General features: G+C 64.4%; 38 protein-coding genes and 1 tRNA gene. All 39 read right to left on the bottom strand.

Going from position 1 to position 24,810, the window contains the following annotated elements:
- Positions 1-144: 144 nt before the first annotated feature.
- Positions 145-618: a BRO-N domain-containing protein gene (locus KHC19_RS25225; RefSeq protein ID WP_213356525.1), complete on the bottom strand. Its 474-nt coding sequence runs from the start codon at positions 616-618 to the stop codon at positions 145-147.
- Between the two features lie 38 nt (positions 619-656).
- Positions 657-824 carry a BRO-N domain-containing protein gene (locus KHC19_RS26270; protein WP_246549602.1) on the bottom strand — a complete coding sequence of 56 codons (168 nt, stop codon included), beginning with the start codon at positions 822-824 and terminating at the stop codon, positions 657-659.
- Positions 825-1,066: 242 nt separating this feature from the next.
- Positions 1,067-1,987 (bottom strand): GIY-YIG nuclease family protein, encoded by a 921-nt coding sequence (locus KHC19_RS25215; RefSeq protein WP_213356521.1) that lies wholly within the window; start codon positions 1,985-1,987, stop codon positions 1,067-1,069.
- 61 nt (positions 1,988-2,048) lie between these two features.
- Positions 2,049-2,531 (bottom strand): Rha family transcriptional regulator, encoded by a 483-nt coding sequence (locus KHC19_RS25210; protein ID WP_246549605.1) that lies wholly within the window; start codon positions 2,529-2,531, stop codon positions 2,049-2,051.
- Positions 2,470-2,940 (bottom strand): hypothetical protein, encoded by a 471-nt coding sequence (locus KHC19_RS25205; protein ID WP_213356519.1) that lies wholly within the window; start codon positions 2,938-2,940, stop codon positions 2,470-2,472. Before KHC19_RS25205 ends, KHC19_RS25210 begins: the two co-directional genes overlap by 62 nt.
- A gap of 1,088 nt (positions 2,941-4,028) precedes the next feature.
- A tRNA-Glu gene (locus KHC19_RS25200) sits at positions 4,029-4,103 on the bottom strand.
- Positions 4,104-4,689: 586 nt separating this feature from the next.
- A complete protein-coding gene (locus KHC19_RS25195; protein WP_213356517.1) occupies positions 4,690-5,484 on the bottom strand; it encodes a polysaccharide deacetylase family protein in 795 nt (264 codons plus the stop codon).
- 452 nt (positions 5,485-5,936) lie between these two features.
- Positions 5,937-7,022: an RluA family pseudouridine synthase gene (locus KHC19_RS25190; RefSeq protein WP_213356515.1), complete on the bottom strand. Its 1,086-nt coding sequence runs from the start codon at positions 7,020-7,022 to the stop codon at positions 5,937-5,939.
- Between the two features lie 46 nt (positions 7,023-7,068).
- Positions 7,069-7,449, bottom strand: a complete 381-nt coding sequence (gene crcB / locus KHC19_RS25185) for a fluoride efflux transporter CrcB (protein ID WP_213356513.1) — start codon at positions 7,447-7,449, stop codon at positions 7,069-7,071.
- 23 nt (positions 7,450-7,472) lie between these two features.
- Positions 7,473-8,789: a replication-associated recombination protein A gene (locus tag KHC19_RS25180; RefSeq protein WP_213356511.1), complete on the bottom strand. Its 1,317-nt coding sequence runs from the start codon at positions 8,787-8,789 to the stop codon at positions 7,473-7,475.
- 7 nt (positions 8,790-8,796) lie between these two features.
- Complete coding sequence (locus KHC19_RS25175) at positions 8,797-10,233, bottom strand: Do family serine endopeptidase (RefSeq protein WP_213356510.1); 1,437 nt, start codon at positions 10,231-10,233, stop codon at positions 8,797-8,799.
- Positions 10,234-10,382: 149 nt separating this feature from the next.
- Positions 10,383-10,811, bottom strand: a complete 429-nt coding sequence (rplQ, locus tag KHC19_RS25170; RefSeq protein WP_213356509.1) for a 50S ribosomal protein L17 — start codon at positions 10,809-10,811, stop codon at positions 10,383-10,385.
- A 70-nt stretch (positions 10,812-10,881) separates the two neighbouring features.
- Positions 10,882-11,907 (bottom strand): DNA-directed RNA polymerase subunit alpha, encoded by a 1,026-nt coding sequence (locus KHC19_RS25165; RefSeq protein WP_378296394.1) that lies wholly within the window; start codon positions 11,905-11,907, stop codon positions 10,882-10,884.
- Positions 11,908-12,028: 121 nt separating this feature from the next.
- Positions 12,029-12,418: a 30S ribosomal protein S11 gene (rpsK, locus tag KHC19_RS25160; protein ID WP_213356507.1), complete on the bottom strand. Its 390-nt coding sequence runs from the start codon at positions 12,416-12,418 to the stop codon at positions 12,029-12,031.
- Positions 12,419-12,538: 120 nt separating this feature from the next.
- Positions 12,539-12,907 carry a 30S ribosomal protein S13 gene (gene rpsM, locus KHC19_RS25155; protein ID WP_213356505.1) on the bottom strand — a complete coding sequence of 123 codons (369 nt, stop codon included), beginning with the start codon at positions 12,905-12,907 and terminating at the stop codon, positions 12,539-12,541.
- 200 nt (positions 12,908-13,107) lie between these two features.
- A complete protein-coding gene (locus tag KHC19_RS25150) occupies positions 13,108-13,692 on the bottom strand; it encodes an adenylate kinase (RefSeq protein ID WP_213356503.1) in 585 nt (194 codons plus the stop codon).
- Complete coding sequence (secY, locus tag KHC19_RS25145) at positions 13,689-15,020, bottom strand: preprotein translocase subunit SecY (protein WP_213356502.1); 1,332 nt, start codon at positions 15,018-15,020, stop codon at positions 13,689-13,691. The genes KHC19_RS25150 and secY overlap by 4 nt, the downstream gene beginning before the upstream one ends.
- A 56-nt stretch (positions 15,021-15,076) precedes the next feature.
- Complete coding sequence (rplO, locus tag KHC19_RS25140) at positions 15,077-15,568, bottom strand: 50S ribosomal protein L15 (RefSeq protein ID WP_213356500.1); 492 nt, start codon at positions 15,566-15,568, stop codon at positions 15,077-15,079.
- A gap of 22 nt (positions 15,569-15,590) precedes the next feature.
- Positions 15,591-15,782, bottom strand: a complete 192-nt coding sequence (gene rpmD, locus KHC19_RS25135; RefSeq protein WP_213356498.1) for a 50S ribosomal protein L30 — start codon at positions 15,780-15,782, stop codon at positions 15,591-15,593.
- Positions 15,783-15,811: 29 nt separating this feature from the next.
- Entirely contained in the window at positions 15,812-16,363 is a 552-nt protein-coding gene (rpsE, locus tag KHC19_RS25130; RefSeq protein WP_213356496.1) for a 30S ribosomal protein S5, read from the bottom strand.
- 40 nt (positions 16,364-16,403) lie between these two features.
- Positions 16,404-16,766, bottom strand: coding sequence for a 50S ribosomal protein L18 (gene rplR / locus KHC19_RS25125; RefSeq protein ID WP_213356494.1), 363 nt, complete (start codon positions 16,764-16,766; stop codon positions 16,404-16,406).
- 12 nt (positions 16,767-16,778) lie between these two features.
- Entirely contained in the window at positions 16,779-17,312 is a 534-nt protein-coding gene (rplF, locus tag KHC19_RS25120; protein WP_213356492.1) for a 50S ribosomal protein L6, read from the bottom strand.
- A gap of 20 nt (positions 17,313-17,332) precedes the next feature.
- Positions 17,333-17,731, bottom strand: a complete 399-nt coding sequence (gene rpsH, locus KHC19_RS25115; RefSeq protein WP_213356490.1) for a 30S ribosomal protein S8 — start codon at positions 17,729-17,731, stop codon at positions 17,333-17,335.
- A 13-nt stretch (positions 17,732-17,744) separates the two neighbouring features.
- Positions 17,745-18,050, bottom strand: a complete 306-nt coding sequence (gene rpsN / locus KHC19_RS25110) for a 30S ribosomal protein S14 (RefSeq protein ID WP_213356488.1) — start codon at positions 18,048-18,050, stop codon at positions 17,745-17,747.
- Between the two features lie 59 nt (positions 18,051-18,109).
- Positions 18,110-18,667 carry a 50S ribosomal protein L5 gene (gene rplE / locus KHC19_RS25105; protein WP_213356486.1) on the bottom strand — a complete coding sequence of 186 codons (558 nt, stop codon included), beginning with the start codon at positions 18,665-18,667 and terminating at the stop codon, positions 18,110-18,112.
- Positions 18,660-18,977 carry a 50S ribosomal protein L24 gene (gene rplX / locus KHC19_RS25100; protein ID WP_213356484.1) on the bottom strand — a complete coding sequence of 106 codons (318 nt, stop codon included), beginning with the start codon at positions 18,975-18,977 and terminating at the stop codon, positions 18,660-18,662. The genes rplE and rplX overlap by 8 nt, the downstream gene beginning before the upstream one ends.
- The gene (gene rplN / locus KHC19_RS25095) at positions 18,977-19,345 is read right to left on the bottom strand and encodes a 50S ribosomal protein L14 (protein ID WP_163073307.1); all 369 of its coding nucleotides are present in this window, start codon (positions 19,343-19,345) and stop codon (positions 18,977-18,979) included. The genes rplX and rplN overlap by 1 nt, the downstream gene beginning before the upstream one ends.
- A gap of 84 nt (positions 19,346-19,429) precedes the next feature.
- Positions 19,430-19,678, bottom strand: coding sequence for a 30S ribosomal protein S17 (gene rpsQ / locus KHC19_RS25090; RefSeq protein WP_213356482.1), 249 nt, complete (start codon positions 19,676-19,678; stop codon positions 19,430-19,432).
- Between the two features lie 10 nt (positions 19,679-19,688).
- On the bottom strand, positions 19,689-19,898 hold the full coding sequence (rpmC, locus tag KHC19_RS25085) for a 50S ribosomal protein L29 (RefSeq protein ID WP_213356480.1): 210 nt from the start codon (positions 19,896-19,898) through the stop codon (positions 19,689-19,691).
- Between the two features lie 11 nt (positions 19,899-19,909).
- Positions 19,910-20,323 (bottom strand): 50S ribosomal protein L16, encoded by a 414-nt coding sequence (gene rplP, locus KHC19_RS25080; protein ID WP_018390607.1) that lies wholly within the window; start codon positions 20,321-20,323, stop codon positions 19,910-19,912.
- A gap of 32 nt (positions 20,324-20,355) precedes the next feature.
- A complete protein-coding gene (rpsC, locus tag KHC19_RS25075; protein WP_213356478.1) occupies positions 20,356-21,063 on the bottom strand; it encodes a 30S ribosomal protein S3 in 708 nt (235 codons plus the stop codon).
- Positions 21,063-21,443 carry a 50S ribosomal protein L22 gene (gene rplV / locus KHC19_RS25070; protein WP_018390605.1) on the bottom strand — a complete coding sequence of 127 codons (381 nt, stop codon included), beginning with the start codon at positions 21,441-21,443 and terminating at the stop codon, positions 21,063-21,065. The genes rpsC and rplV overlap by 1 nt, the downstream gene beginning before the upstream one ends.
- 11 nt (positions 21,444-21,454) lie before the next feature.
- The gene (gene rpsS, locus KHC19_RS25065; RefSeq protein ID WP_213356476.1) at positions 21,455-21,733 is read right to left on the bottom strand and encodes a 30S ribosomal protein S19; all 279 of its coding nucleotides are present in this window, start codon (positions 21,731-21,733) and stop codon (positions 21,455-21,457) included.
- Positions 21,734-21,750: 17 nt separating this feature from the next.
- The gene (rplB, locus tag KHC19_RS25060) at positions 21,751-22,584 is read right to left on the bottom strand and encodes a 50S ribosomal protein L2 (RefSeq protein ID WP_213356474.1); all 834 of its coding nucleotides are present in this window, start codon (positions 22,582-22,584) and stop codon (positions 21,751-21,753) included.
- Between the two features lie 22 nt (positions 22,585-22,606).
- On the bottom strand, positions 22,607-22,903 hold the full coding sequence (locus KHC19_RS25055; protein WP_213356472.1) for a 50S ribosomal protein L23: 297 nt from the start codon (positions 22,901-22,903) through the stop codon (positions 22,607-22,609).
- The gene (rplD, locus tag KHC19_RS25050; RefSeq protein ID WP_213356470.1) at positions 22,900-23,520 is read right to left on the bottom strand and encodes a 50S ribosomal protein L4; all 621 of its coding nucleotides are present in this window, start codon (positions 23,518-23,520) and stop codon (positions 22,900-22,902) included. The genes KHC19_RS25055 and rplD overlap by 4 nt, the downstream gene beginning before the upstream one ends.
- Positions 23,520-24,269 (bottom strand): 50S ribosomal protein L3, encoded by a 750-nt coding sequence (rplC, locus tag KHC19_RS25045; RefSeq protein WP_213356468.1) that lies wholly within the window; start codon positions 24,267-24,269, stop codon positions 23,520-23,522. Before rplC ends, rplD begins: the two co-directional genes overlap by 1 nt.
- A 21-nt stretch (positions 24,270-24,290) precedes the next feature.
- Positions 24,291-24,599: a 30S ribosomal protein S10 gene (rpsJ, locus tag KHC19_RS25040; protein ID WP_170010341.1), complete on the bottom strand. Its 309-nt coding sequence runs from the start codon at positions 24,597-24,599 to the stop codon at positions 24,291-24,293.
- Between the two features lie 104 nt (positions 24,600-24,703).
- The coding region (locus tag KHC19_RS25035) for an EF-Tu C-terminal domain-related protein (RefSeq protein WP_484771498.1) at positions 24,704-24,810 on the bottom strand (107 nt) is incomplete at its 5' end.

The following is a 24,810-nucleotide window of genomic DNA, read 5'->3' as shown; positions in this document are numbered from 1 at the left end:
AAGGGGGTCAAAGTTGGACGCCGATCCCCCGCCTCACGGGGTCAAACTTGCACGCCGAAACACACAATCGGGCACAAATCGCGAGAGCGGTCGCTCTTAAACTGGCCCGGTTACTTCTCCCCAATGCGCAATTCACTGGAGAAATTATCCAGTACCTGCGACAGCCTGCCGCATCTCCGCAATCCCCTCAGGGAGCGGAACGGTCTCCCGCGCATCCGCCTTAGCGGTCTCCCTCGCGGCCTCGTTGAGGAGGTAGCCGCCGGTGTCCTCAATGGCGACCACGACTTCCCCGGCGAGCCAGTCGCGGAACTCCTTGGCGGAGGGCTTGGTGGACGCCATGAGGAGCTGATGGACGCCGGCACGGGTGAGGAAGGTGGCGGAACCGAACCGGGCCGGACCACCCGAGCTATCCGCTAGGGTGGTTCCAAGTAGCTGTATTTTGTCAGCTTCCGGGACTCCAGCATGTTTCAAGAGCGGGTGAGCGCCACCCTTCCCAATTTTGTACCCCGCCGCTCGGAGGACATCCACGGCCATCATCACCATTCCCCGCTCAGGGTGGTTCACGTCGCGAATTTCGGTGCCCTTGAAGGGGACGGTGATGAGGGAGATGGAGGCCATGGCCGCTTCAGGGGCACACTCACCTCCCCCTATAAGAGTCATAAGCCGAGGCCCCCCACGTCCGGCATGGCGTCCACCGTCCCCTCGCCCACAGTCGCCCTGTCGGCGCCCTGAAGGACATATCCGCCGGTCTTCCTGATGGTCGGCAGGACTTCCTTCGTTACCCAGTCCTGAAAGGCCCGAGCTTGGGGTTTGTCGCTGCGCATGATGAGCTTGTAGAGGCCGCTCTCGGATATGAGCGCGTTCGGTCGGCCGCCCTGAGGGCCTCCCACAACTCTCCCACGGCGAACCTCATCTTGACTGAGGTTGGTCAGATGGCGGGTAGCGCCTCCATTGAGGGTAAGATCAAGGGCACGGAACGTCAGTCGCCACGAACCACGGGTTCCCCTCAAGGGGCACCACGCGGATTGTGAAGGTGGTCGTAGCGTTGCCGGAGCGGGTATCCTCTTCAGGGCGCTGGTGAAACGCCCAGTTGAGCATCTTGCCACTCTTTCAGCGTTTGTCCGGTAGGAAGTTTCCAAGCAGTGCGTCCATTGGCGTTGCGATTAGATATTACCGCCGCCGCAGCGCTTGCACTCGGAAAAGAAACATCTTCCGCGAACTTCAAAAATTCAACGTCGCTATCTGGAACAATTCGACCGTCTTTAATTAACTGCTGTCGCAATAGACCATATGAATTTACCGCAAAATCGCTTTTTGCTGTCGCTCGCGAGCCCGCCAATACCGTAAATTCACCATCAAACTCAACTGCGCGAGCCTGATATCCATGTTTAGCGCTAGATAATACCAATTCAATCTGCTTCGAAGGTATCGTAGCGATGCTGGCGCCAGATGGAGCGGAGGCTGGCTTTGCGTGAGGACGCAGAAAATCAAACCCAATGACGGGCAGAACAACTTGAACTTGTGATATGAAGAATTCCATATCAGCTATATCACTTTCCGGAAGCGACTTCGGGCCCGGCTCATTGCCGTTAGCCAAGTTCGCACGATCTGCCTGCTTAGTAAGATCGATTAACCTATTCTCTAAATAGCGGGCATGCGCTTTTGTGAGATTCATATCTTTAGACGTCACGAGACAAGCACGAGTCCAAAAATCCTTTGAAGCATCTCTCGCATGGGATTTTATTCGGTCGACTACGCTATCTCCTTCTCCAATATAGACTCTTGATTTGGTTGGCTGATCTGGGTCATCACCAACCAGAAAATATACACCAGTCCTAGAGGCCTCATCCCGCAGAAGAGCATCGCCTAAACGCGACCGTGGGGACACCAGAACATGACCAGTCCAGTTCATAATTTCTGCGGTGAGGATACCGGTTGGGGTCCCTTCAACAAGATAGAGCCGAACACTGCGGCCTTGAACCGTCATTTACCCCTCACGTCAGTTCGAGTCGTAGTAGCATGATTGGCGCCCCTTCTTACAGCAAGCCTCAATCCCGCTTCCGGTATTGTTCGGCCCACGCTATGGCCGCCGCAGCGGGGTCCGTGAAGTTCGGCAGAGCGGGGGCCTGAGGGGCCTTGAGGGCCGCCTCCATGCGGTTGAACTCTTCGATGTAGCGGACCTTGAAGGCCAGTGCGGTTTTCCCGGTGAAGCCCATGGCGAGGAGCGTGAAGCCGTCGCGGGTCATCTCGTAGGCGGGAAGCGTCCGGCCGGTGCTGTCGAGATATTCACTCAACCGGAAATTCGGCTCAGTGCTCGGAGCCTCAGCCAGTAAGGCTTTGATGCTGTCGAGCACATGACCGTGCCTCTTCCCGAAGAACGCCGCAACGTCCCGGCTGGAGGCGTAAACGGTTCCGTCACGGGTGTAGACGGTGGGCGTGGAGGTGAGCGCAATGGCGCGGCCGGGAGGTCTATGCGGTGAGGCGCCGAAGGGCGTACAGAAAAAGCCCCATAGATAAAAAGAATAGAGCAACGGCAAGCCAATTCAGGGCATTCGCAACGAACTCCCATCTCTTTGAGGCTGACGTTTGCCGAACGTACGGATAATCGAAATGGAAAGTCCGGCTTCCTAGAGCCTCTCCATAAAAACGATTAACTAGATAGGCCAGACCAGACGAAAGGACGGCACTGGCCGCACCATATGCAAACCAGTGCAGCGCGCCGACAATTGATTTAACTAGCTCTGATGCACCCGGCGCTTCGGCTTCCTTGTCGATGACATTCGCGAGGAACGCCAGTAGGGCCAAGCAAGCCCCTCCATTGAGAACGAGAAGGGCCTTCAATGCGACGTTCGCCGACTCGGTTGCAGCTTGATACTGGGCTTCACGCCGAACGTCTGAGCTGTCGAAGGCGCGCTTGGCCCACTCGTGCGGATCAGTCATCCCCCCTCACTCCCCCTCCAGAACCCCGCCAGCGTGACGCATAAACGCCTCTGCGTCGGCTTTCTCCCCGAAGCATATCAGCACCTCCCGAACACCGTTCCGGGTCCTAGATGCCGACCTCTTGGCGCTGGAGGCATAGTACTGAGACCCCCACAGCAAATCCCGCGCATGCTCCTCAGGGAACACGACGTGGAACGGGTGCGTCCGTAGTATGGCCGTCGAGGTAATCTCACCCTTCCGGCGCATCGCCCCGCCCCTTCGTTTTCCGCGATGGACGGCCCCTCACGTACCCCCAGCTCGCCTCCTGACGGGCCTCATCAAGCGCCACCTCAAGGAACCTCTGTCCGATCAAGAGGGCGCGTATGGCGTCCCTAGGGTCCCCTCCGCACATCTGGAGAACTTCATCAATGTCCGCTTCGGCAACCGTGAAGGGGTCGCTGAGGCCGGCTTCTGTTGGCACTTCTGGAAGTAGCTGGGCGTTCGGCTGCATGGCCTTTGTCTCCTCGGTCACATAATCGAGCATGAGAACGAACAGAGAACAACCGTACTCGGGTGCGTGGTGGATAAATGCGAAACGAGGAGGTCTTGCCGAAACGGCGCCCGCTCCTAAATCTCTCGCGCCGCAAATGGCTAGTCAGAGGTTTGGAGATGTCGTCTCGCTTCATCCGCTTTGATCCCGACACCACGCACCTCCTTGATAGGTGCATGAACAGGGCACAGGAAATCGCCACCAACCTGGGACCTCAGGAGGACACTACCGACACACGGACGCGCTTAGCGATGGCCCTGATTGAGGCAGCAGCGCAGGGCGAGAGGGACGAGGAGGAACTGGTAGAGTTCGCTCTTAGGGCCTTGCCAGCTTACCGCGAGCGCCGGACAGCAGGCCCTAAGGCGTCTGGCGACCTTAAATTGGATAGGAAAGCCGTCTACCCAGCTGAGATTTTGCACCCTTGGACAACGTGAGTCGTTTCAGCGTGAAGGATCAGGCCGAATTGGGGTCCAATGCTGGGGTTCATCTGGGGTCCATGTCCAATTTTCCGTCATCGAATATTGAATAAATTCAACGACTTACGGACATGAAAAATAACTGGCGCGCCCTAGGGGAGTCGAACCCCTCTCTCCACCGTGAAAGGGTGGCGTCCTAACCGATAGACGAAGGGCGCGCAGGCGGGCACCTTATAGGGGGGCGGAAGGCATCGCACAAGTCGTCTTGCACCCGCCCATCCACAGCTTTGCCCTTTCGCCTCCGCCGACGTACCAGCCTCGAGGGAATGCAAGGCTGAGCGGGAACGTTCGGTCGTCGGATGGCGCGGCGCGCACCGGCGGCGCAGGCCCGATCTCGGCCGTGCCAAGGCGCCAGCAGGCGCGTCGCGATGGCCGCGCGACTGGGCGGCTGGGCGGCCGCACGACTGGGCGGCGCCATGCCATCCAGCCCGGCGCGTTCCACACCCTCGAAAGCGTCCTCAATATCCGCGACCGCCGATGCAGTTCACCACATGGTCCAGGCGGCAAGGAAGCCGCCGACCGCCACCACCATCACGACCAGCAGGCCGTTCATCAGCACCAACCTGATCAGGGCGCGCTTGGCTTCGGCATCGTCAGCCATGATCAGGATCCCTCGTCGACGGCACCCCCGCCGACCTCGCCGCACACTACAGGCGACGAACGGGAGGCTCTACGGCACGAGTCGTCGCAGTACCGGTATCGAAAGAAGAGAGAGCTGAGGCGTTTCGTCGCCTGTTGCGGGGCCTATTGCGGGGCCACTTGCGGGCTTGCCGCCGTCGCGACACCGCGGGGCACCACATGCACGACGCGGTAGCCGCGTTCCTTCATCGCCCGGAGCAGCGCCGGCACCATCCTGGCGGTCTGCAGGCGGGTATCGTGAAACAGCACGATGCCCCTCCCCACATGCGCCATGCGCGTCAGCACGAGGTCCAGCTCGGCCTCCGGCGTCATCGGCTCCCAATCGCTGGCCCACAGATCGGCCCCGAACACACCCAGCTTCCGGTTGGTCGCATAGGCCAACAGCTGCGGCGACGAGCCGAAGCCGGGGAAGCGGAAGAAGGGAAAATGCGGCGATGCCGAAGAACTGCCGGTGGCGGCCCGATCGACGCTGACGATGCCGCGCTCGATATCCCGCACCGCCTTGTCATAGGGCAGATCGGCCAGCGTCATCGGATGGGTCTGGCTGTGATAGCCGACGCCATGCCCTTCCGCCAGGATGCGCTTCACCAAGGCCGGGCTCTCGGCGGCGCGCGTGCCCACCAGGAAGAAGGTCGCCCTCACGCAGCCGGCGGCCAGCGCCTTCAGCACCATGGGCGTGGTGCCGGCGGAGGGGCCGTCGTCGAAGGTGAGCACGAATTCGCCCTCGGCGAGATCCAGCGTCTGCGGAAAATGCTTGGTGCCCACCTCGAGCCCCGCGGGGTCCACCTCCAGCACCCGTGCCGTGCCCGGTCCGGCCGAACAATCGGCAGCGGCAAGGGACGGCACGGAAAACCCCGACAGCGTCGCCGCCAAGGCCAGTAGACCAGTCAGAAATCGCATGATGGCACCGGAACGCGCAGAATGCGGATTTCCTACTCCAGCCTCACCCGCTCCGCCAGTGCCCTGCACCGGGCCGGAAGGAGTGCTGTGGAAGCCACTATCTACATACCCGCTCCCGGCTCGGCGCACCGACACGAATCATCCCGCTCGCCGAGTGCGAAGGCCCTGCCTGCCGAGGCGCCAAAAAAAGTGAAAGCTTCGGCCGCCCGCAATGCCGACCGAAGCTTTCCTCACGCGTCTACAAATGTCTAAACGATCACTGTCGGCCTGAAGAAGGCCTAGTATTGATGGGTAGACGGCTAGCGGTTAGCCAGCCGCCCCTATGCTTAAATGAAACACGGCCTATCGCACCGCATTGCAGCATAACTTTCAAGTCCGAAAATTAGGCAGGCCTTACTCAAAAATCGGCAACCTCTACAGAATCCCGACGCACCCCATTACGTTACGTCGGATTAAGTCTCGGGCGCGTCGACAATGGGGTCATATTGCGACGCGTCAAATCCCAGTACGCTCCAGCTCTGCTGCATGTGCGGGGGAAGCGGTGCCGACACGTCGATCAGCCGCTCCTCCCGCGGATGCGGAATCACCAGCCTCCGCGCCAGCAGGTGCAGACGGTTCTGCAATCCACCGGGCAGCGGCCAGTTCTCGATATCGAAATACTTCGGGTCTCCGACAATTGGATGACCGATATGCGCAGCATGGGCACGCAATTGGTGCGTCCGCCCGGTGACCGGCTTCAGCGACAGCCAGGCCAGCTTCTGTGCCGCCTGGTCGACGACGGCATAATAGGACACCGCATGGCTGGCCTCGTCGTCGCCGTGGCGGGCGACGCGCATGCGCTCGGCGGCTTCGTCCTTGGCGAGATAGGTCGAGATCCGCCCCTGGCGGGGCTTGGGCACGCCGGGCACCAGCGCCCAATAGACCTTGCGGGCCGAGCGGGACCGGAACGTCTTGGCCAGCGTCGCCGCCGCAAGCCGGCTCTTGGCGATGAGCAGGATGCCGGAAGTGTCCTTGTCGATGCGGTGCACGAGGCGCGGCTTCTGCCCGTCCTCGGCGCGCAGCGATTCCATCAGCCCGTCCACATGGCGATAGGTGCCGGAACCGCCCTGCACGGCGAGGCCATAGGGCTTGTTCAGCACCATCACATCGCGATCCTCGTAGAGGGTGATGGATTTGAGGAAGACGGCGTCCTTGTCGTCGGCCACGGCGCGCCTGACCGCCGGCGCCGCCAGTGCGCCCTGCCCTTCCGAGGCGCGGGGTCGGGGGGGCGGCGTCTCCCCGCGCGCGACGGCCTCCTGAATCTCCAGATAATCGGCGGCGGAAGGCTGCGGCTTCTCCTCCAGCGGCGGAATGCGCACGCTCTGGCCGGCGGCAAGCCGCGTATTGCTCTTCGCCCGCCCGCCGTCGACGCGCACCTGCCCGCTGCGCAGCAGCTTCTGCAGATGGCCGAAGGACAGGTCGGGGAAATGCGTCTTGAACCAGCGGTCCAGCCGCATGTCTTCTTCGTCGCGGGCGACGGTGCGTATCTCGACGGCCATGATGATGTCTCCTTGGCCAAGGAGATAGCCGAGCCAGGCCCGTGCGTCACGCAAATGCGCGTATCAGCGCCAGGCCGGCGAACACCGCCAGCAGCGACAGGCCGACCGAACCGCCGACATAGGCGAGCGCCGCGAGGGGCTCCCCACGCTCGACCAGCAGCGCCGTGTCGAGCGAAAAGGCGGAAAAGGTGGTGAAGCCACCGAGAATGCCGGTCACCGCGAACAGGCGCATCTGCTGCGACCAGGGGTCGCCGGCGCGGAACGCCAGCCAGCCGGCGATCACCCCGATCAGCAGCGAGCCCACGACATTGATCGCCATGGTACCGCCGGGAAAGCCGTCGCCGATCAGCCGCGGCGCGCCCACATTCACCGCGTGGCGCAGCATGCCGCCACATCCGGCACCGACGAACACCAGCAGCCAATTCATCGCCTCATCCCTCGCCCTGTCCGCTATCGGCCGCGCCGCTCGGCGCGCAGCTTCGCCCAATATTCCAGCCGCTTCTTCACCTCCCGCTCGAAGCCGCGCTCATTCGGCTGGTAGAGATCGGAACGGCGGTCATCGGCCAGTTCGTCGGGAAAATAGGTCTGGCCGGAATAGGCGTCCGGGAAGTCGTGGTCGTACTGGTAGCCCTGGTGGTAGCCGAGCTCCTTCATCAGCTTGGTCGGCGCATTGAGAATATGCTTGGGCGGCTGCAGCGAGCCCGTCTTCTGCGCCAAAGCGAGCGCCGAATTGAACGCCGAATAGGCAGCGTTGGATTTCGGGGCGGTGGCGACATAGGCGATGGCCTGCGCCAGGAAGAGCCGCCCCTCCGGCCAGCCCACCCGATCGAAGGCGGTCCAGGCCGCCACCACCTGCGGCATGGCCTGCGGATCGGCCATGCCGACATCCTCGGAGGCGGCGCAGCACAGCCGGCGGAATATGGTGCCGGGATCCTCGCCGCCGGTGAGCATCCGCGCCGCCCAATACATGGCCGCGTTCACGTCGGAGCCGCGCAGGCTCTTATGGAAGCAGCTGAGAAGATTGTAGTGCTCGTCCTGGCCCTTGTCGTAGATCGGCGCCCGCTTCTGCATGGTCGCGGCGAGGCCGGCGACATCGAGATCCGCCGGCGGCGACAGGCGGAAAAGCTCCTCCACCATGCCGAGCAGATAGCGCCCGTCGCCATCCGCCATGCCGACGAGCGCGGCGCGCGCTTCCGGCTCCAGCGGCAGGCGACGCGCCTCCAGCTCCTCGGCACGGGCGAGCAGGCCCTCCATCGCCGCGGCATCGAGCGGCTTGAACACCAGCACCCGCGCACGGGAGAGCAGCGCCGCATTCAGCTCGAAGGACGGGTTCTCGGTGGTCGCGCCGATCAGCGTGATGGTGCCGTCTTCCATCACCGGCAGGAAGCTGTCCTGCTGCGCGCGGTTGAAACGATGGATCTCGTCCACGAACAGCAGCGTCCCGGTGCCCACCGCGCGCCGACCGCGCGCGGCCTCGAACACCTTCTTCAGCTCGCCGACGCCGGAGAAGATCGCCGACACCTGCTCGAAATGCAGGTCGGTCTGGCGCGCCAGCAATCGCGCCACCGTGGTCTTGCCGGTGCCCGGCGGGCCCCAGAAGACCAGCGAGCCGATCGACCGGCTCTCGGCCATGCGGGTCAATATCCCCTCGGGACCGGTCAGGTGCTCCTGCCCGACCACCTCGTCGAGCCGGCGCGGCCGCAAGCGGTCCGCAAGCGGCCGAGGGGCCCCCGCATCCATCCCGGCTTGCGCGAACAGATCGGCCATGGCGCGCTCAGCCCGGCAGCATGGCGGAGATCTTGCGCCCGCCGCGCTGGACCGTGATGCGCCAGATGCGCGACGGGGTCTGCGTCGCCCGCGACAGATCGGCGGTCCGCCCGATGGAGAGGCCGTTGACCTCCAGCACGACGTCGCCGACCCGCAGGCTGCTGCGATCGGCCGGCGACCCGTCCTCGATGGAAGTCACCACCACCCCCTGGTCGACATCCACGGTACGCATCTCCTCCGCCACGGCCGGCGACAGATTGACCACGGTGGCGCCGGTGAGCGGCGAGCGGCCACCGATCAGGATCTCCTCGCGCGGCGACGTTTCCGGCGCCGGTTCGAGCGGCAGGTCGAGCGTGAGCTCCCTCCCCTGGCGCGCCACCGCGACGGCTACCGTGCCCCCCAGCGGCCGCGTGGCGAAGCGGTAGCCGAAGGCATCGGGATCGTCGACCTCCTGGCCGGCAATGGCGGTGATCAGGTCTCCGACCCGCATCCCCCCCTTCTCGGCCGGGCTTCCCGGCGTCACGCTCTGCACCAGCGAGCCCACCGGGCGGGCGAGGTCGAGCCCCTCGGCGATGTCCGGCGTCACCCGCTGCAGCTTGGCGCCCAGCCAGGGACGGCGGACCGACCGCCCGCCGTCCAGCGCCGATTGCAGCACCACGCGCACCATGTCGGCGGGAATGGCGAAGCCGATGCCCTGCGAGCCGCCCGAGCGCGAGAAGATCGCCGTGTTGATGCCGACCACCCGGCCGGCGACGTCGACCAGCGCGCCGCCGGAATTGCCGGGATTGATGGCGGCATCGGTCTGGATGAAGAACTGGTAGTCGGTGATGCCGATCTGGGTGCGGGCCAGGGCCGAGACGATGCCCTGCGTCACCGTCTGCCCGACACCGAACGGATTGCCGATGGCGAGGACGATGTCGCCCACCTCAAGGTCGTCGGAGCTGCCGAGCTCGGCAAAGGCGAACTTGCCCTTCCCGCCCTTCAGCTTCAGCACGGCGAGATCGGTGCGGGGATCGCGCAGCAGGATGTCGGCATCGAACTCCCGCTTGTCGGCGAGGGCCACGCGAACCTCGTCGGCTCCCTCGATCACATGGTTGTTGGTGATGACGAGGCCGCTCGCATCCACCACGACGCCGGAGCCGAGCGCCCGCTGCATCCGCTCGCTCGGCCCGCCGAAGCCGGGGCCGCCCGGGCCGCCGGGTCCGTTCGGCGCCCCGAAGAAGCGCCGGAAGAACGGATCGTCGAACAGCGGATTGCTCTGCCGTGCCTGCACCGTGCGCAGGGCATAGACATTGACGATGGCCGGCGCCGTGCGCGCCACCACCGGCGAGAAGCTCAGGGAAATCTCGGCGCGAGAGGTCGGCACCCGTGGCGTCTGCGCCGCCGCCGGCTGGAGCATGACGATGAGGGAGAGGACCGCGAGGGAGAGAGCTGTGCGTTGCATGGCGGAAATATAAGCGCCGGCCCATGGCGGAGAAAGGGCAGCCCCGTCGGCGACGAGGAAACGGGACGCGAATCGACGAGCGCCAGAACGACGAAGGGCGACCCTGGGGCCGCCCTTCGCTTCCTGCATTTCAAACGACCGGGAGCCGATCAGGCCGCGGCGGTCTCTTCCGACTTCGAAGCCTCGAAACGGGCCAGATCGGCGGCGCCCTTGGCGCTCTCGTCGCGATCGACCAGCTCGATCACCGCGATGGCGGCCGAATCACCGTGGCGGAAGCCCGCCTTGATGATGCGGGTGTAGCCGCCGTTGCGCTCCTTGTAGCGCGGGCCGACGACGTCGAAGAGCTTGCGCACGACGGCGACGTCGCGGATCTCGGCGATCGCCTGGCGGCGCGCATGCAGGCCGCCGCGCTTGCCGAGGGTGATCAGCTTCTCGACCACCGGGCGAAGATCCTTCGCCTTGGGCAGGGTGGTGACGATCTGCTCATGGGTGATGAGCGCCTGGGCCAGGTTGGCGAACATGGCCTTGCGGTGCTCCGCGGTCCGGTTGAACCGGCGATATGCCTTGCCGTGGTTCATGGCGAATTTCCTAAAATGCGACGGCTTTCGAGCCGGGATGGGTGGAGCGGCTCGAACGCCGCGCTAATGCTCAGTAGTGATCTTCGAACCGCTTGGCGAGATCCTCGATGTTCTCCGGCGGCCAGCCCGGCACTTCCATGCCGAGATGCAGGCCCATGCTGGCGAGCACTTCCTTGATCTCGTTCAGCGACTTGCGGCCGAAGTTCGGGGTACGGAGCATCTCCGCCTCGGTCTTCTGGATCAGGTCGCCGATATAGACGATGTTGTCGTTCTTCAGGCAGTTGGCCGAACGCACAGACAGCTCGAGCTCGTCGACCTTCTTGAGGAGCGCCGGGTTGAAGGGCAGCTCCTGCATCGCCGGGCTTTCGGCCTCGCGCTTGGGCTCCTCGAAGTTCACGAAGATCTCGAGCTGGTCCTGCAGGATTCGCGCGGCATAGGCCAGCGCATCTTCCGGGCCGATCGAGCCGTTGGTCTCGATGGTCATGGTCAGCTTGTCATAGTCGAGAATCTGGCCCTCACGGGTGTTCTCGACCTTGTAGGAGACCTTCTTCACCGGGGAGTACAGGCTGTCGACCGGGATCAGGCCGATCGGCGCGTCCTCGGGGCGGTTGCGGTCGGCGGCAACATAGCCCTTGCCGGTGTCGACCGTGAACTCCATGCGGATCTCGGCGCCGTCGTCGAGGGTGCAGAGCACCAGCTCGGGGTTCAGCACCTGCACGTCGCCGACCGTCTGGATGTCGCCGGCGGTGACGATGCCCGGGCCCTGCTTCTTCACCACCATGCGCTTCGGGCCGTCGCCGGCCATCTTGATGGCGATGTCCTTGATGTTCAGCACGATGTCGGTCACGTCCTCGCGGACGCCCGGGATCGACGAGAACTCATGCAGCACGCCGTCGATATGGACCGAGGTCACCGCCGCGCCCTGCAGCGAGGACAGGAGGATACGGCGCAGCGCATTGCCGAGCGTCTGGCCGAAGCCACGCTCCAGCGGCTCCGCGACCACGGTCGCGAAGCGCTTCGCATCGCCCCCGGCGGAGACTTCGAGCTTTTCGGGCTTGATGAGCTCTTGCCAGTTCTTCTGAATCACTTGCGTCACCCTTGCTCTCGACGGAGCCGCGGGCACCCTGCCCTGCGGCCGCCGCTCCCGCCCGGAGGCCGGAGAGAATGCCAAACGCAGCGGAGCCGGCGGCGATCAACGCCGCCGGTCGGCGAATGCGTCAGACGCGCCGGCGCTTGCGCGGACGGCAACCATTGTGCGGGATCGGGGTGACGTCACGGATCGACGTCACCATGAAGCCCGCCGCCTGGAAGGCGCGCAGCGCGGATTCACGGCCCGAACCGGGACCCGACACCTCGACCTCGAGGGTGCGCATGCCATGCTCGGAAGCCTTGCGGGCGCAATCCTCGGCCGCGACCTGCGCCGCATAGGGCGTGGACTTGCGGGAGCCCTTGAAGCCCATGGCGCCGGCCGACGACCAGGCAATGGTGTTGCCCTGCGCATCGGTGATGGTGATCATGGTGTTGTTGAACGAGGCATTCACATGCGCCACGCCGGAGGCGATGTTCTTGCGCTCGCGACGCTTAATGCGGGTAGTATCCTTGGCCATCGACTTCTCGATCCTTCAGACGCGCCCGTAGTGCCAGGCGCTCGGGACAACAGACAAACAGGCGAAACCCACGGCGCCGCCGCGGGCACGAAAGAAGCGGGCCCGAAGGCCCGCTCCGACTCACTTCTTCTTGCCGGCGATCGGCTTGGCCGGGCCCTTGCGGGTGCGGGCATTGGTGTGGGTGCGCTGACCGCGCACCGGCAGGCCGCGACGATGGCGCAGGCCGCGATAGCAGCCGAGGTCCATCAGGCGCTTGATGTTCATCGCGACTTCGCGGCGCAGATCGCCTTCCACGATATAGTCGCGATCGATGGCCTCGCGGATCTGCAGCACTTCCTGGTCGGTCAGCTGATTGACGCGACGATCCAGCGGAATGCCGACCTTCTCGACGATATCGGCGGCGTTCTTCGCACCGATGCCGTGAATGTACTGAAGCGCGATGATGACGCGCTTGTTGGTCGGAATGTTTACGCCTGCGATACGGGCCACTTGCCGTCTCCATGTGAACCGGCGAACCGGATTGAATGAACTCGCGTCCGGTGGAGGCCGGCCCATGCGAGTACACAGACAAGGCGCCGCCCGACATCGCGGACGATGTCGAAGGACGACGCCTGCTTAAGTGAAGCGCGGCTCATAGTGCGATTCCAGCGGAGAGTCAAGCTCTGCCGCCGAAACCCGCGCCGAACCGCCTACACGGTTTCGAGAACCTCGGCGATCGCCTGCTCGACCTCGTCGATCGGCCGCATGCCGTCCACGCTGACCAGAAGCCCGCGCTCCGCATAATAGGGAGCGACGACCGCGGTATCGCGATTGAAGGCCTCGAGCCGGGTCTTGAAGATCTCCGGGTCGTCGTCCTTGCGCACCGGCTCGCCGCGCTCGCGCGCTTCCTTGGCCCGCTGCAGGATGCGGCCGACCAGCTTTTCCTGGTCGACCTTGAACTCGATCACCGCGTCGAGCTTCTGGCCCTTGCGGGACAGCAGCGTATCGAGCGCCTCCGCCTGCGGCACCGTGCGCGGAAAGCCGTCGAGGATGAACCCCTTGGCGGCATCCGGCTGGTCGATGCGATCGGAGATGATGCCGATCACGATCTCGTCGGACACCAGCTGACCGGCATCCATCACTTCCTTGGCCTTGAGGCCCACCGGCGTACCGTTCCGCACGGCTTCGCGCAGCATGTCGCCGGTGGAGAGCTGCACGATGCCGTGCCGCTGCACCAGACGTTGTGCCTGAGTTCCCTTGCCCGCTCCAGGCGGACCAAGAAGAATCAGTCTCATCGACGCTTCCCCCTGAGCTTGGCCTTCTTGACCAGCCCCTCATATTGATGCGCCAGCAAGTGCCCCTGCACCTGGGCTACCGTATCCATCGTCACGCTCACCACGATGAGCAGCGATGTACCGCCGAAATAGAACGGCACGGCAGCATAGGAGATCAGGATCTCGGGGAACAGGCAGACGATCGCTAGGTAAGCCGCACCGATGACGGTGATGCGAGTCAGCACATAGTCGATGTACTCGGCGGTACGCTCGCCGGGCCGGATGCCCGGGATGAAGCCGCCGTGCTTCTTCAGATTGTCCGCGGTCTCGGTCGGATTGAACACGATGGCGGTGTAGAAGAAGCAGAAGAACACGATCAGCAGCACATAGAGCAGCATGAACAGCGGCTGGCCGTGGCCGATCAGCGTCGTCACCGTGGTCAGCCACGACGGCCCCTGCCCCTGCATGAAGCTGGCCACCGTGGTCGGGATCAGCAGCAGCGAGGAGGCGAAGATCGGCGGGATGACGCCCGAGGAGTTCAGCTTCAGCGGCAGGTGCGAGGACTGGCCCTCATACACCTTGTTGCCGACCTGACGCTTCGGATACTGGATCAGCAGCCGGCGCTGGGCGCGCTCCACGAACACGATGAACATGATGACGGCGACCGCCATCAGGATCACCGCGATGATCAGGCCGGTGGAGATCGCGCCCTGACGGCCGAGTTCCAGCGTGTTGGCGATCGCCGAAGGCAGCTCCGCCACGATGCCGGCGAAGATGATCAGCGAGATGCCGTTGCCGATGCCGCGCGAGGTGATCTGTTCGCCCAGCCACATCAGGAACATGGTGCCGCCGGTCAGCGTGATCACCGTCGAGATGCGGAAGAACCAGCCGGGATCCGAGACCACGGCGCCCGAGCCTTCGAGGCCGACGGCGATGCCGTAGGACTGGAACACCGCGAGCACCACCGTGAGGTAGCGCGTGTACTGGTTGATGGTCTTGCGGCCGGACTCGCCTTCCTTCTTCAGCGCTTCCAGCGTCGGCGAGACGGTGGTGAGCAGCTGGATGATGATGGAGGCGGAGATATACGGCATGATGTTCAGGGCGAAGATGGCCATGCGCGAGACGGCGCCGCCCGAGAACATGTTGAAGAGGCCGATGATGCCCTGCTGCGCCGTGCGGAACACATCCGCCAGCGCATCGGGATTGATTCCCGGCATCGGGATATAGGTGCCCAGCCGATACACGAGAAGCGCACCCAGTGTGAACCAGATGCGCTTCTTCAGTTCTTCGGCTTTTGCCAGAGCACCGAAATTGAGGTTAGCCGCGAGTTGTTCCGCTGCGGACGCCATGGTGGCTGCGCTCCTCGCCTGTGCCCTGTATCAATTCGGAAGGCCTGACTTAAGCGTCAGGCCACCGTTTCGCCAGAGGTCTCCGGCGCCGCCGGCAGCGTCACGGTGCCGCCGGTCTTCTCGACCGCCGCGATCGCCGACTTGGTGGCATGCGCCACGTCCAGCGAAATCTTCGCGGTCAGCTCGCCCGAGCCCAGCACGCGCACGCCGGCCTTGGCGCGGCGCAGCACACCGGCAGCCACGAGGGCCGCCTCGGTGACGGGCTGCTTGGCATCCAGCTTGCCGGCATCGATCGCCGCCTGGATGCGGCCGAGGGTGACCTCGTTCCAATCCAGCGCGAAGATGTTGTTGAAGCCGCGCTTGGGCAGACGGCGATGCAGGGGCATCTGACCGCCTTCGAAGCCCTTGATCGCGACGCCGGTGCGCGAGGTCTGACCCTTCACGCCACGGCCGCCGGTCTTGCCCTTGCCCGAACCGATGCCGCGGCCGACGCGCATGCGCTTCTTGCGCGCGCCTTCGTTGTCCGAGATCCCGTTAAGGTTGCTCATCGCCTGTCTCCTCTGCCCGCCGTCACGCTTCGACGACGCGAACGAGGTGGCGGACCTTCTGGATCATGCCACGCACGGCCGGGGTGTCCTCGAGCGTCGAGCGACGCCCGATCTTGTTCAGTCCGAGACCGACGAGCGTCGCCCGCTGCTCGACAGGCCGGCGGATCGGGGAACCGACCTGCTCGACCGTGACCGTCTTGGTGTTGTTCGCCATGATACGCTCCAATCCTTGCCCGAAGCGCGTCAGTCGGTCGCTTCGGCGTCGTCGATGCGACGGCGCGACTGAAGCTGCGACACCTTGAGGCTGCGGCGAGCCGCAACCAGGCGCGGGCTGTCCTGGTTCTTCAGCGCATCGAACGTCGCCCGAACCATGTTGTAGGGGTTCGACGAGCCGAACGACTTCGCCACCACGTCCTGCATGCCCAGCGTCTCGAAGACGGCGCGCATCGGGCCGCCGGCGATGATGCCGGTACCGGCCGGGGCGGCGCGCAGCACCACCTTGCCGGCGCCATGGTGACCATGCACGTCATGGTGCAGGGTACGACCTTCGCGCAGCGGCACGCGGATCAGCGCGCGCTTGGCGGCATCGGTGGCCTTGCGGATCGCTTCCGGCACTTCGCGGGCCTTGCCGTGGCCGAAGCCGACGCGACCCTTCTGGTCGCCCACGACGACCAGAGCGGCGAAGCCGAAGCGACGGCCGCCCTTCACAACCTTCGCGACACGGTTGATGTGGACCAGCTTGTCCACGAACGTGTTGTCGCGATCCTCGCGTTCACGCTCACGTTCACGAGCCATGATCTTATCCTCGTCGTTCTGCGGGAGATCCCGCTCGTGATTAGAAGTTGAGACCGCCTTCGCGGGCGGCCTCGGCGAGCGCCTTGACGCGGCCGTGATAGATGAAGGCGCCGCGGTCGAAGACCACGTCCTTCACGCCGGCCGCGACGGCACGTTCCGCCACGAGCTTGCCGATCGCCGCAGCCGCCGCGACATCCGCGCCGGTCTTGAGGCTGCCCCGCAGATCCTTCTCGAGCGTCGAGGCGGCGGCGACGGTGACGCCGCGCGCATCGTCGATGATCTGCGCATAGATGTGCTTCGACGAGCGATGCACCGAAAGGCGCGGCCGCCCGTTCGCCGCCGCGCGAAGTTCGCGGCGGACACGCGCCTTGCGGCGCTCGGTAGCGTCCTGATACTTGGCCATGGTTGCGATCCGTTACTTCTTCTTGCCTTCCTTGCGGAAGATGAATTCGCCGGCGTACTTCACGCCCTTGCCCTTATAGGGCTCGGGGCCGCGATACTCGCGGATCTCGGCGGCGACCTGTCCGACCTTCTGGCGGTCGATGCCGGTGACGACGATTTCCGTCGGCTTCGGCGTGACGATCTGGATGCCTTCCGGGATCGCGTAGATCACGTCGTGGCTGTAGCCCAGCGAGAGGTTCAGGTTCTTGCCCTGCACCGCCGCCTTGTAGCCGACGCCGTTGATCTCGAGCTTCTTCTCGAAGCCCTTGGTGACGCCTTCGACCAGGTTGGACACCAGGGTGCGGGACAGACCCCACATCGCCTTGTGCCGGTTGGTCTCGCCGCGCGGCGCGAAGGAAATCACGTTACCGTCGAGGCTGGCGCCGATCTCGTCGACGATCTTGACCTCGAGGGCGCCCTTGGGACCCTTCACCTTGACGGTCTGGCCGTCAATGTTGGCGGTGACGCCGGCCGGGACAGTGATGGTAGCTTTGCCGATCTTGGACATGTGCTCTCTCTCCTTCCCGATCAGAAGACCGTGAAGAGGACCTCGCCGCCCACGTTCTTGTCGCGGGCTTCGTGGTCCGCCATCACGCCCTGGGGCGTGGAGACGACAGCGACGCCAAGACCGTTGGCGACGCGCGGAAGGGTCTTGACCGACGAGTAGACGCGACGGCCCGGCTTGGAGACGCGGGCGATCTCGCGGATCACCGGCTCGCCGTCATAGTACTTCAGCTCGATCTCGAACTCGGTGCGGCCATTGACCGGCTCCGAGGCGGAATAACCGCGGATGAAGCCTTCGGCCGCGAGGACTTCGAGCACCGAGGCGCGCAGGCGCGAACCGGGGGTCGAGATCTTTTCCTTGCGGCGCATCTGCGCGTTGCGGATGCGGGTGATCAGATCGCCAATCGGATCAGACGTGGACATGGATCGGCCCTCCTCACCAGCTCGACTTGACGAGACCGGGCACCTGGCCCTGCGAGCCGAGCTCGCGGAGCGCGATACGGCTCATCTTCAGCTTGCGATAGAACGCGCGCGGACGCCCCGTCACTTCGCACCGGTTACGGATGCGGGTCTTGGACGAGTTGCGCGGCATCTCGGCCAGCTTGAGGACCGCGGCGAAGCGCTCCTCGATCGGCAGTTCCTTGTTCTGGACAAGGGCCTTGAGACGCGCGCGCTTCGCGGCGGCATTCTTCACCAGCGTGCGGCGGTGTTCGTTCTTCTCGACGGCGCTTTTCTTCGCCATATGCTTTGCTCCTAGCTCTCCGCGTTTGGGGTTCTACCCCCACGGCCGGAAGGGGATGCTTACTGCCGGAACGGGAAGTTGAAGGCCTTCAGAAGCGCGCGCGCCTCTTCGTCCGTCTTCGCCGTCGTGCAGACGATGATGTCCATGCCCCACATCTGATCAACCTTGTCGTAGTTGATCTCGGGGAACACGATGTGCTCCTTGATGCCCATGGCATAGTTGCCGCGGCCATCGAAGCTCTTCGGGTTCAGGCCGCGGAAGTCACGCACGCGCGGCAGCGCGATGGTGACCAGGCGGTCGACGAACTCGTACATGCGGACCTTGCGAAGGGTGACCTTCGCGCCGACCGGCTGGTTCTCGCGCAGCTTGAAGTTCGAGATCGCCTTGCGGGCGCGCGTCACCACCGGCTTCTGGCCGGCGATCTGCGCGAGGTCCGCCGCGGCGGTCTGGACCTTCTTGGTGTCGGCAGTGGCTTCGCCCACGCCCATGTTGATGACGATCTTCTCGATCGTCGGCACTTCCATGGGGTTCTTGTAGCCGAACTGCTCGATCATCTGCTTGCGGACGACGTCCTCGTAAAAGGACTTCAGCCGCGGGGTGTAGCTAGCCTCAGCCATCGATCTTCTCCCCCGAGCGCTTGGCGACGCGCACCTTGGTGCCGTCGGCCTGCACAAGGAAGCCGACGCGGGTCGGCTTGCCGTCCTTCGGATCGGCGATCGCGATGTTCGACAGGTCGATCGGGGCCTCCTTGGAGATGATCCCGCCTTCCTGGTTCGCGCTCTGCCGCTGGTGGCGCTTCACGAGGTTCACGCCGCGAACCTTCGCGGTGTTCTCCTTCGGCAGCACCTCGATGACCTCGCCCGAGCGACCCTTGTCGCGACCGGCGAGGACGACGACCTTGTCGCCCTTCTTGATCTTCGCCGCCATCACAGCACCTCCGGCGCCAGCGAGATGATCTTCATGTGGTTCTTCGCGCGGAGCTCGCGCGGAACCGGCCCGAAGATACGCGTGCCGACCGGCTCCTTGTTGTTGTTGATCAGCACGGCCGCATTGCGGTCGAAGCGGATCACCGTGCCGTCGACGCGACGGATGTCCTTGGCGGTGCGGACAACAACCGCCTTCATCACGTCGCCCTTCTTCACGCGGCCGCGCGGAATGGCTTCCTTCACCGACACCACGATGATGTCGCCGACATGGGCGTATTTCCGCTTCGAACCGCCAAGCACCTTGATGCACATAACGCGACGCGCACCGGAATTGTCCGCCACGTCGAGATTGGTCTGCATCTGGATCATGACGCACCTATTTCTCGCAAATCTGCGCCCTGCGATGCCGCCGGCGCACCCTCAACCCCGTTTCCGGGAAGCTCATTCCAGAAGTCAGACTTCCGCCCGCTTCTCGCCCTGGACCACAACCCAGTTCTTCAGCTTGGACAGAGGACGGCTCTCCTCGATCCAGACGGTGTCGCCTTCCTTCCACGCATTCGCCTCGTCATGGGCGTGATACTTCTTGGAACGGCGGACGGTCTTCTTCAGCAGCGGATGCGTGAAACGACGCTCGACACGGACCACGACGGTCTTGTCCTGCTTGTCGCTCACCACGACGCCCTGCAGCAAACGCTTCGGCATCGTTATCTCCTCACTTCGCCTGGGCCGCGGTCGCGGCCTTCTGCGCCTGGATCGTCTTGATCCGCGCGATATCGCGACGGATCTGACGCACGCGCGCGGTGTTCTCCAGCTGACCGGTCGCCTTCTGGAAGCGCAGGTTGAACTGCTCCTTCTTCAGGTTCAGCAGCTCGTCGCCGAGCTCGTCGACGGTCTTGGTCCGAATGTCGGAAGCCTTGGTCATGATGTCCTCCGTCACTCCGCAATGCGTTCGACGAAACGGGTCTTGATCGGCAACTTGGCGGCAGCGAGCCGCAGCGCCTCGCGGGCAATGTCCTGGCTCACACCGTCGATCTCGAACATGATGCGGCCCGGCTTGATCTTGGCGGCCCAGTAATCCGGGGCGCCCTTACCCTTACCCATGCGGACTTCGGTCGGCTTCGACGACACCGGCACGTCCGGGAACACCCGGATCCACACGCGGCCCGCACGCTTCATGTGACGGGTCAGCGCGCGGCGCGCGGCTTCGATCTGCCGGGCGGTGACCCGCTCCGGCTCCAACGCCTTCAGCCCGAACTGGCCGAAGTTGAGGTCAGTCCCGCCCTTCGCGACGCCGTGAATACGGCCCTTGAACTGCTTGCGGAACTTCGTGCGCTTTGGTTGCAGCATGTCGCGCCTCTTAATTCCTTATCCGTCAAAACTCACGCCGCGTCGCGGCGCGAGGGACGACCACCCGACGGCTCGTTGTCCGAAAGACGCTTGTCCTGCGCCATCGGATCGTGCTCGAGGATTTCGCCCTTGAAGATCCAGACCTTCACACCACAGGTGCCGTAGGTCGTGAAGGCGGTCGCAGTACCGTAATCTACGTCGGCGCGCAAGGTGTGAAGCGGCACGCGCCCCTCACGATACCACTCCAGACGTGCGATTTCCGCGCCACCGAGGCGGCCGGAGCAGTTGATGCGGATGCCTTCGGCCCCGAGACGCATCGCCGACTGCACCGCGCGCTTCATCGCGCGGCGGAAAGCCACGCGGCGCTCGAGCTGCTGGGCGATCGATTCGGCCACCAGGCGCGCGTCGATTTCGGGCTTCCGAATCTCGACGATGTTGATGAAGACTTCCGAGTTGGTCATCTCGGAGACCTTCTTGCGCAGCTTGTCGATGTCGGCGCCCTTCTTGCCGATCACCACGCCCGGACGCGCCGAGTGGATGGTGACGCGGCACTTCTTGTGCGGGCGCTCGATCACGATCTTGGAGACGGCCGCCTGCTTCAGCAGCTTCAGCAGCATCTCGCGGATCTTGATGTCTTCGTGCAGCAGCTGGCCGTATTCGCCCTTGCCGGCGAACCAGCGCGAATCCCAGGTGCGGTTGATGCCGAGCCGCAGCCCGACCGGGTTGACCTTCTGACCCATCAGGCCTTCTCCTCGACTTCACGCACCACGATGGTGATATGCGAGAACGGCTTCTCGATGCGGCTCGCGCGACCGCGGGCGCGGGCGGCGAAGCGCTTCATCACGAGACCCTTGCCGACATGAGCTTCGGCGACGATGAGATCGTCGACGTCGAGCTCATGGTTGTTCTCGGCATTCGCGATCGCCGATTCCAGGCACTTCTTGACGTCGCCGGCGATCCGCTTGCGGGAGAACTGCAGGTCGGCGAGCGCGGTCGCGACCTTCTTCCCGCGGATCAGACCCGCGACGAGGTTGAGCTTCTGGGGGCTGACGCGAAGATTGCGTGCAACCGCCTTGGCTTCCGTATCCGCGAGCGTGCGCGGACGAGCTGCCTTTCCCATGACCCCTGCCTCTACTTGCGCTTGGCTTTCTTGTCCGCCGCGTGCCCGTAATAGGTACGGGTCGGGGCGAACTCGCCGAACTTGTGGCCGACCATGTCCTCGTTCACCGAGACCGGGACATGCTTGTTGCCGTTATAGACGCCGAAGGTGATCCCCACGAACTGGGGCAGGATCGTGGAGCGACGGCTCCAGATCTTGACCACCTCGTGGCGCCCCGAGGCGCGCACGGCTTCCGCCTTCTTGAGGAGGTAGCCGTCGACGAACGGACCTTTCCAGACCGATCGAGACATAATTCAGATTCCCTCGCTCACTTCTTGCGGGCGTGACGGCTCGACACGATGAACTTCGTGGTCGACTTGTTCTTCCGGGTCTTCTTGCCCTTGGTGGGGAAGCCCCAGGGGGTGACCGGGTGACGGCCGCCCGAGGTGCGGCCTTCGCCGCCGCCATGCGGGTGGTCGACCGGGTTCATGGTCACACCACGGTTATGCGGCATGCGGCCCAGCCAGCGCTTGCGGCCGGCCTTGCCGAGGTTGGTGTTCATGTGGTCCGGGTTGGAAACCGCACCCACCGTGCCGCAGCACTCGCCGTGAATCAGACGCTGCTCACCCGAGTTCAGGCGGATGATCACGTAGCCGTTGTCGCGGCCGACGATCTGCGCGTAGGAACCGGCGGAGCGGGCGATCTGGCCGCCCTTGCCGATCTTCATCTCGACATTGTGCACGATCGTGCCGACCGGCAGGTTGCCGAGCGGCGCGGTGTTGCCGGGCTTCACGTCGACGTTCTTCGCGGCGATCACCTGGTCGCCCACGGCGAGACGCTGCGGAGCCAGGATGTAGGAGAGCTCGCCGTCCTCATACTTGATGAGGGCGATGAACGCGGTGCGGTTCGGATCGTACTCGATCCGCTCGACCACGGCCGGCACATCGCGCTTGGCGCGCTTGAAGTCGACCAGGCGATAGGACTGCTTGTGGCCGCCGCCGCGGAAGCGGACGGTCACACGACCGGTGTTGTTGCGGCCGCCAGCTTCCGTCTTGCCTTCGGTCAGCGTCTTGACCGGCTTGCCCTTGTAGAGGCCCGAGCGGTCGACGATGACGAGCTGACGGAGGCTCGGCGTTACCGGCTTGAAGGTTTTGAGCGCCATGTCTCTGATCCCTTGTCCCGGCTCACAGACCCGTCGTGATGTCGATGGTGTGGCCCTCGGCGAGGGTCACAACCGCCTTCTTCACGTCGGACTGCACGCCCTTGCGGCCCTTGAAGAACTTCGTCTTCCCCTTGCGGACCAGCGTGTTGACGCTCTCGACCTTCACGTCGAAGAGCTTCTCGACCGCCTCCTTGATCTGCGGCTTGGTAGCCGTCAGAGCAACCTTGAAGACGACCTTGTTGTGCTCGGACGCAGCCGTGGCCTTCTCGGTGATCACCGGGGACACGATCACGTCGTAATGGCGCGGATCGAGGCTCATTTGAAGCGCGCCTCCAGGGCATCGACAGCCGCCTTCGTCAGCACCAGGGTCTGGCGACGCAGGATGTCGTAGACGTTGATGCCCTGGACGGGCAGCACGTCGAGGTGGACGATGTTGCGCGAGGCGAGGCCGAAGTTCGGATCCACCTCGGCGCCGGAAATCACCAGCGCGTTGGACAGGCCGAGCGACGCCAGACGATCCTTGAGCAGCTTGGTCTTCGGCTCGGCCAGCGTGGCGTCGTCGAGGACGATGATCTGCTGTTCCTTCGCCTTGACCGACAGCGCGTGCTTCAGCGCCAGCGCCCGCACCTTCTTGGGAAGGTCGGAGGCATGGCTGCGCTGCACCGGGCCGAACGCCTTGGCGCCGCCGCGGAACTGCGGAGCGGAAGCCGCGCCGTGGCGAGCGCCGCCGGTGCCCTTCTGCTTGTACATCTTCCGCTTGGTGCGGTTGACGTCCGCGCGGGAGAGCGTCTGGTGCGTGCCCGCCTGACGGCGCGCCAGCTGCCACACCACCATGCGGTGGAGGATGTCCTGGCGGGGCTCGAGACCGAAGATCTCGTCCGACAGCGTCACGGAGCCGGCATCGGCCCCTTCAAGAGTTTTGACGGCGAGTTCCATCACACGGTCTCCTCGGTCGCAGCCTCGGCCGCGGGAGCGACGTCGGCGGCAGGAGCGTCGGTCTCGACCTCGCCCGGCAGCCGGAACTTGCCCGGCTTCGGCGCGTCGGCCGGCAGGGCCTTCTTCACCGCGTCGGCGACGATGATCCAGCCACCCTTGGTGCCGGGAACCGCGCCTTCGACGGCGATCAGGCCGCGCTCCACATCCGTGAGCACCACCTTGAGATTCTGGGTGGTCACGGTCTCGACGCCCATGTGACCGGGCATCTTCTTGTTCTTGAAGGTCTTGCCCGGGTCCTGACGGCCGCCGGTCGAACCGATCGAACGGTGCGAGACCGACACGCCGTGCGTGGCGCGCAGACCGCCGAAGTTGTGACGCTTCATACCGCCGGCAAAACCCTTACCGGTGGAGGTGCCCGTCACGTCGACGAACTGGCCGACCACGAAATGGTCCACCGTGAGCTCGGCCCCGACCGGGATGAGCCCGTCTTCCTCGACGCGGAACTCCGCGAGCTTGCGCTTGGGCTCGACCTTCGCCACGGCGAAGTGCCCGCGCATGGCGCGCGTCGTGTTCTGCGGCTTGGCCCGGCCGACGCCGAGCTGAACCGCGACATATCCGTTCTTGTCGATCGTCCGGTGGGCAACCACCTGGCAATTATCGACTTTCAGCACAGTGACCGGAACGTGTTCACCGGCATCGTTGAAGATGCGGGTCATTCCGACCTTCTGGGCGATGACGCCTGACCGCATGGCCGTGTCCCCTCGCCTTTCTCAGAGCTTGATCTCGACGTCGACACCCGCGGCGAGGTCGAGCTTCATCAGCGCGTCCACGGTCTGGGGGGTCGGGTCGACAATGTCCAGCAGACGCTTATGCGTCCGCATCTCGAACTGTTCACGCGACTTCTTGTCGACGTGAGGCGAGCGGTTGACCGTGAACCTCTCGATCCGCGTCGGCAGCGGAATGGGTCCGCGGACCTGGGCGCCGGTGCGCTTCGCCGTGTTGACGATCTCGCGCGTCGAGGCGTCCAGGATGCGATGATCGAACGCCTTCAGGCGGATCCGAATGTTCTGGCCGTTCATTTGACTTCAAGGCTCCCAGAGGGCTCGCCAATAGGGCTCTATTACGAGCTCCACGAAAAAGGGGCGCCGGGCGAACCGACGCCCCTCGGGATTTGCTTCCTACTTCACTCGATGATGGCGGCGACGACGCCGGCACCGACGGTGCGCCCGCCTTCACGGATGGCGAAGCGCAGCTTCTCTTCCATCGCGATCGGCACGATCAGCTGCACGT

Source organism: Ancylobacter oerskovii (genome assembly GCF_018390555.1).
Taxonomy (GTDB): Bacteria; Pseudomonadota; Alphaproteobacteria; order Rhizobiales; family Xanthobacteraceae; genus Ancylobacter; species Ancylobacter oerskovii.
Note: the sequence above shows the minus strand (reverse complement) of the source record. Positions and strands in the feature narration are given on the sequence as shown.

Bases quoted from the DNA above. Each gene is read 5' to 3' on its own strand.
- KHC19_RS25225 (WP_213356525.1), bottom strand. From the start codon at position 618: ATGGCCTCCATCTCCCTCATCACCGTCCCCTTCAAGGGCACCGAAATT.
- KHC19_RS26270 (WP_246549602.1), bottom strand. From the start codon at position 824: ATGCGCAGCGACAAACCCCAAGCTCGGGCCTTTCAGGACTGGGTAACG.
- KHC19_RS25215 (WP_213356521.1), bottom strand. From the start codon at position 1,987: ATGACGGTTCAAGGCCGCAGTGTTCGGCTCTATCTTGTTGAAGGGACC.
- KHC19_RS25205 (WP_213356519.1), bottom strand. From the start codon at position 2,940: ATGACTGATCCGCACGAGTGGGCCAAGCGCGCCTTCGACAGCTCAGAC.
- KHC19_RS25195 (WP_213356517.1), bottom strand. From the start codon at position 5,484: ATGCGATTTCTGACTGGTCTACTGGCCTTGGCGGCGACGCTGTCGGGG.
- KHC19_RS25190 (WP_213356515.1), bottom strand. From the start codon at position 7,022: ATGGCCGTCGAGATACGCACCGTCGCCCGCGACGAAGAAGACATGCGG.
- crcB (WP_213356513.1), bottom strand. From the start codon at position 7,449: ATGAATTGGCTGCTGGTGTTCGTCGGTGCCGGATGTGGCGGCATGCTG.
- KHC19_RS25180 (WP_213356511.1), bottom strand. From the start codon at position 8,789: ATGGCCGATCTGTTCGCGCAAGCCGGGATGGATGCGGGGGCCCCTCGG.
- KHC19_RS25175 (WP_213356510.1), bottom strand. From the start codon at position 10,233: ATGCAACGCACAGCTCTCTCCCTCGCGGTCCTCTCCCTCATCGTCATG.
- rplQ (WP_213356509.1), bottom strand. From the start codon at position 10,811: ATGAACCACGGCAAGGCATATCGCCGGTTCAACCGGACCGCGGAGCAC.
- rpsK (WP_213356507.1), bottom strand. From the start codon at position 12,418: ATGGCCAAGGATACTACCCGCATTAAGCGTCGCGAGCGCAAGAACATC.
- KHC19_RS25150 (WP_213356503.1), bottom strand. From the start codon at position 13,692: ATGAGACTGATTCTTCTTGGTCCGCCTGGAGCGGGCAAGGGAACTCAG.
- secY (WP_213356502.1), bottom strand. From the start codon at position 15,020: ATGGCGTCCGCAGCGGAACAACTCGCGGCTAACCTCAATTTCGGTGCT.
- rplO (WP_213356500.1), bottom strand. From the start codon at position 15,568: ATGAGCAACCTTAACGGGATCTCGGACAACGAAGGCGCGCGCAAGAAG.
- rpmD (WP_213356498.1), bottom strand. From the start codon at position 15,782: ATGGCGAACAACACCAAGACGGTCACGGTCGAGCAGGTCGGTTCCCCG.
- rpsE (WP_213356496.1), bottom strand. From the start codon at position 16,363: ATGGCTCGTGAACGTGAGCGTGAACGCGAGGATCGCGACAACACGTTC.
- rplR (WP_213356494.1), bottom strand. From the start codon at position 16,766: ATGGCCAAGTATCAGGACGCTACCGAGCGCCGCAAGGCGCGTGTCCGC.
- rplF (WP_213356492.1), bottom strand. From the start codon at position 17,312: ATGTCCAAGATCGGCAAAGCTACCATCACTGTCCCGGCCGGCGTCACC.
- rpsH (WP_213356490.1), bottom strand. From the start codon at position 17,731: ATGTCCACGTCTGATCCGATTGGCGATCTGATCACCCGCATCCGCAAC.
- rpsN (WP_213356488.1), bottom strand. From the start codon at position 18,050: ATGGCGAAGAAAAGCGCCGTCGAGAAGAACGAACACCGCCGCACGCTG.
- rplE (WP_213356486.1), bottom strand. From the start codon at position 18,667: ATGGCTGAGGCTAGCTACACCCCGCGGCTGAAGTCCTTTTACGAGGAC.
- rplX (WP_213356484.1), bottom strand. From the start codon at position 18,977: ATGGCGGCGAAGATCAAGAAGGGCGACAAGGTCGTCGTCCTCGCCGGT.
- rplN (WP_163073307.1), bottom strand. From the start codon at position 19,345: ATGATCCAGATGCAGACCAATCTCGACGTGGCGGACAATTCCGGTGCG.
- rpsQ (WP_213356482.1), bottom strand. From the start codon at position 19,678: ATGCCGAAGCGTTTGCTGCAGGGCGTCGTGGTGAGCGACAAGCAGGAC.
- rpmC (WP_213356480.1), bottom strand. From the start codon at position 19,898: ATGACCAAGGCTTCCGACATTCGGACCAAGACCGTCGACGAGCTCGGC.
- rplP (WP_018390607.1), bottom strand. From the start codon at position 20,323: ATGCTGCAACCAAAGCGCACGAAGTTCCGCAAGCAGTTCAAGGGCCGT.
- rpsC (WP_213356478.1), bottom strand. From the start codon at position 21,063: ATGGGTCAGAAGGTCAACCCGGTCGGGCTGCGGCTCGGCATCAACCGC.
- rplV (WP_018390605.1), bottom strand. From the start codon at position 21,443: ATGGGAAAGGCAGCTCGTCCGCGCACGCTCGCGGATACGGAAGCCAAG.
- rpsS (WP_213356476.1), bottom strand. From the start codon at position 21,733: ATGTCTCGATCGGTCTGGAAAGGTCCGTTCGTCGACGGCTACCTCCTC.
- rplB (WP_213356474.1), bottom strand. From the start codon at position 22,584: ATGGCGCTCAAAACCTTCAAGCCGGTAACGCCGAGCCTCCGTCAGCTC.
- KHC19_RS25055 (WP_213356472.1), bottom strand. From the start codon at position 22,903: ATGAGCCTCGATCCGCGCCATTACGACGTGATCGTGTCCCCGGTGATC.
- rplD (WP_213356470.1), bottom strand. From the start codon at position 23,520: ATGGAACTCGCCGTCAAAACTCTTGAAGGGGCCGATGCCGGCTCCGTG.
- rplC (WP_213356468.1), bottom strand. From the start codon at position 24,269: ATGCGGTCAGGCGTCATCGCCCAGAAGGTCGGAATGACCCGCATCTTC.
- rpsJ (WP_170010341.1), bottom strand. From the start codon at position 24,599: ATGAACGGCCAGAACATTCGGATCCGCCTGAAGGCGTTCGATCATCGC.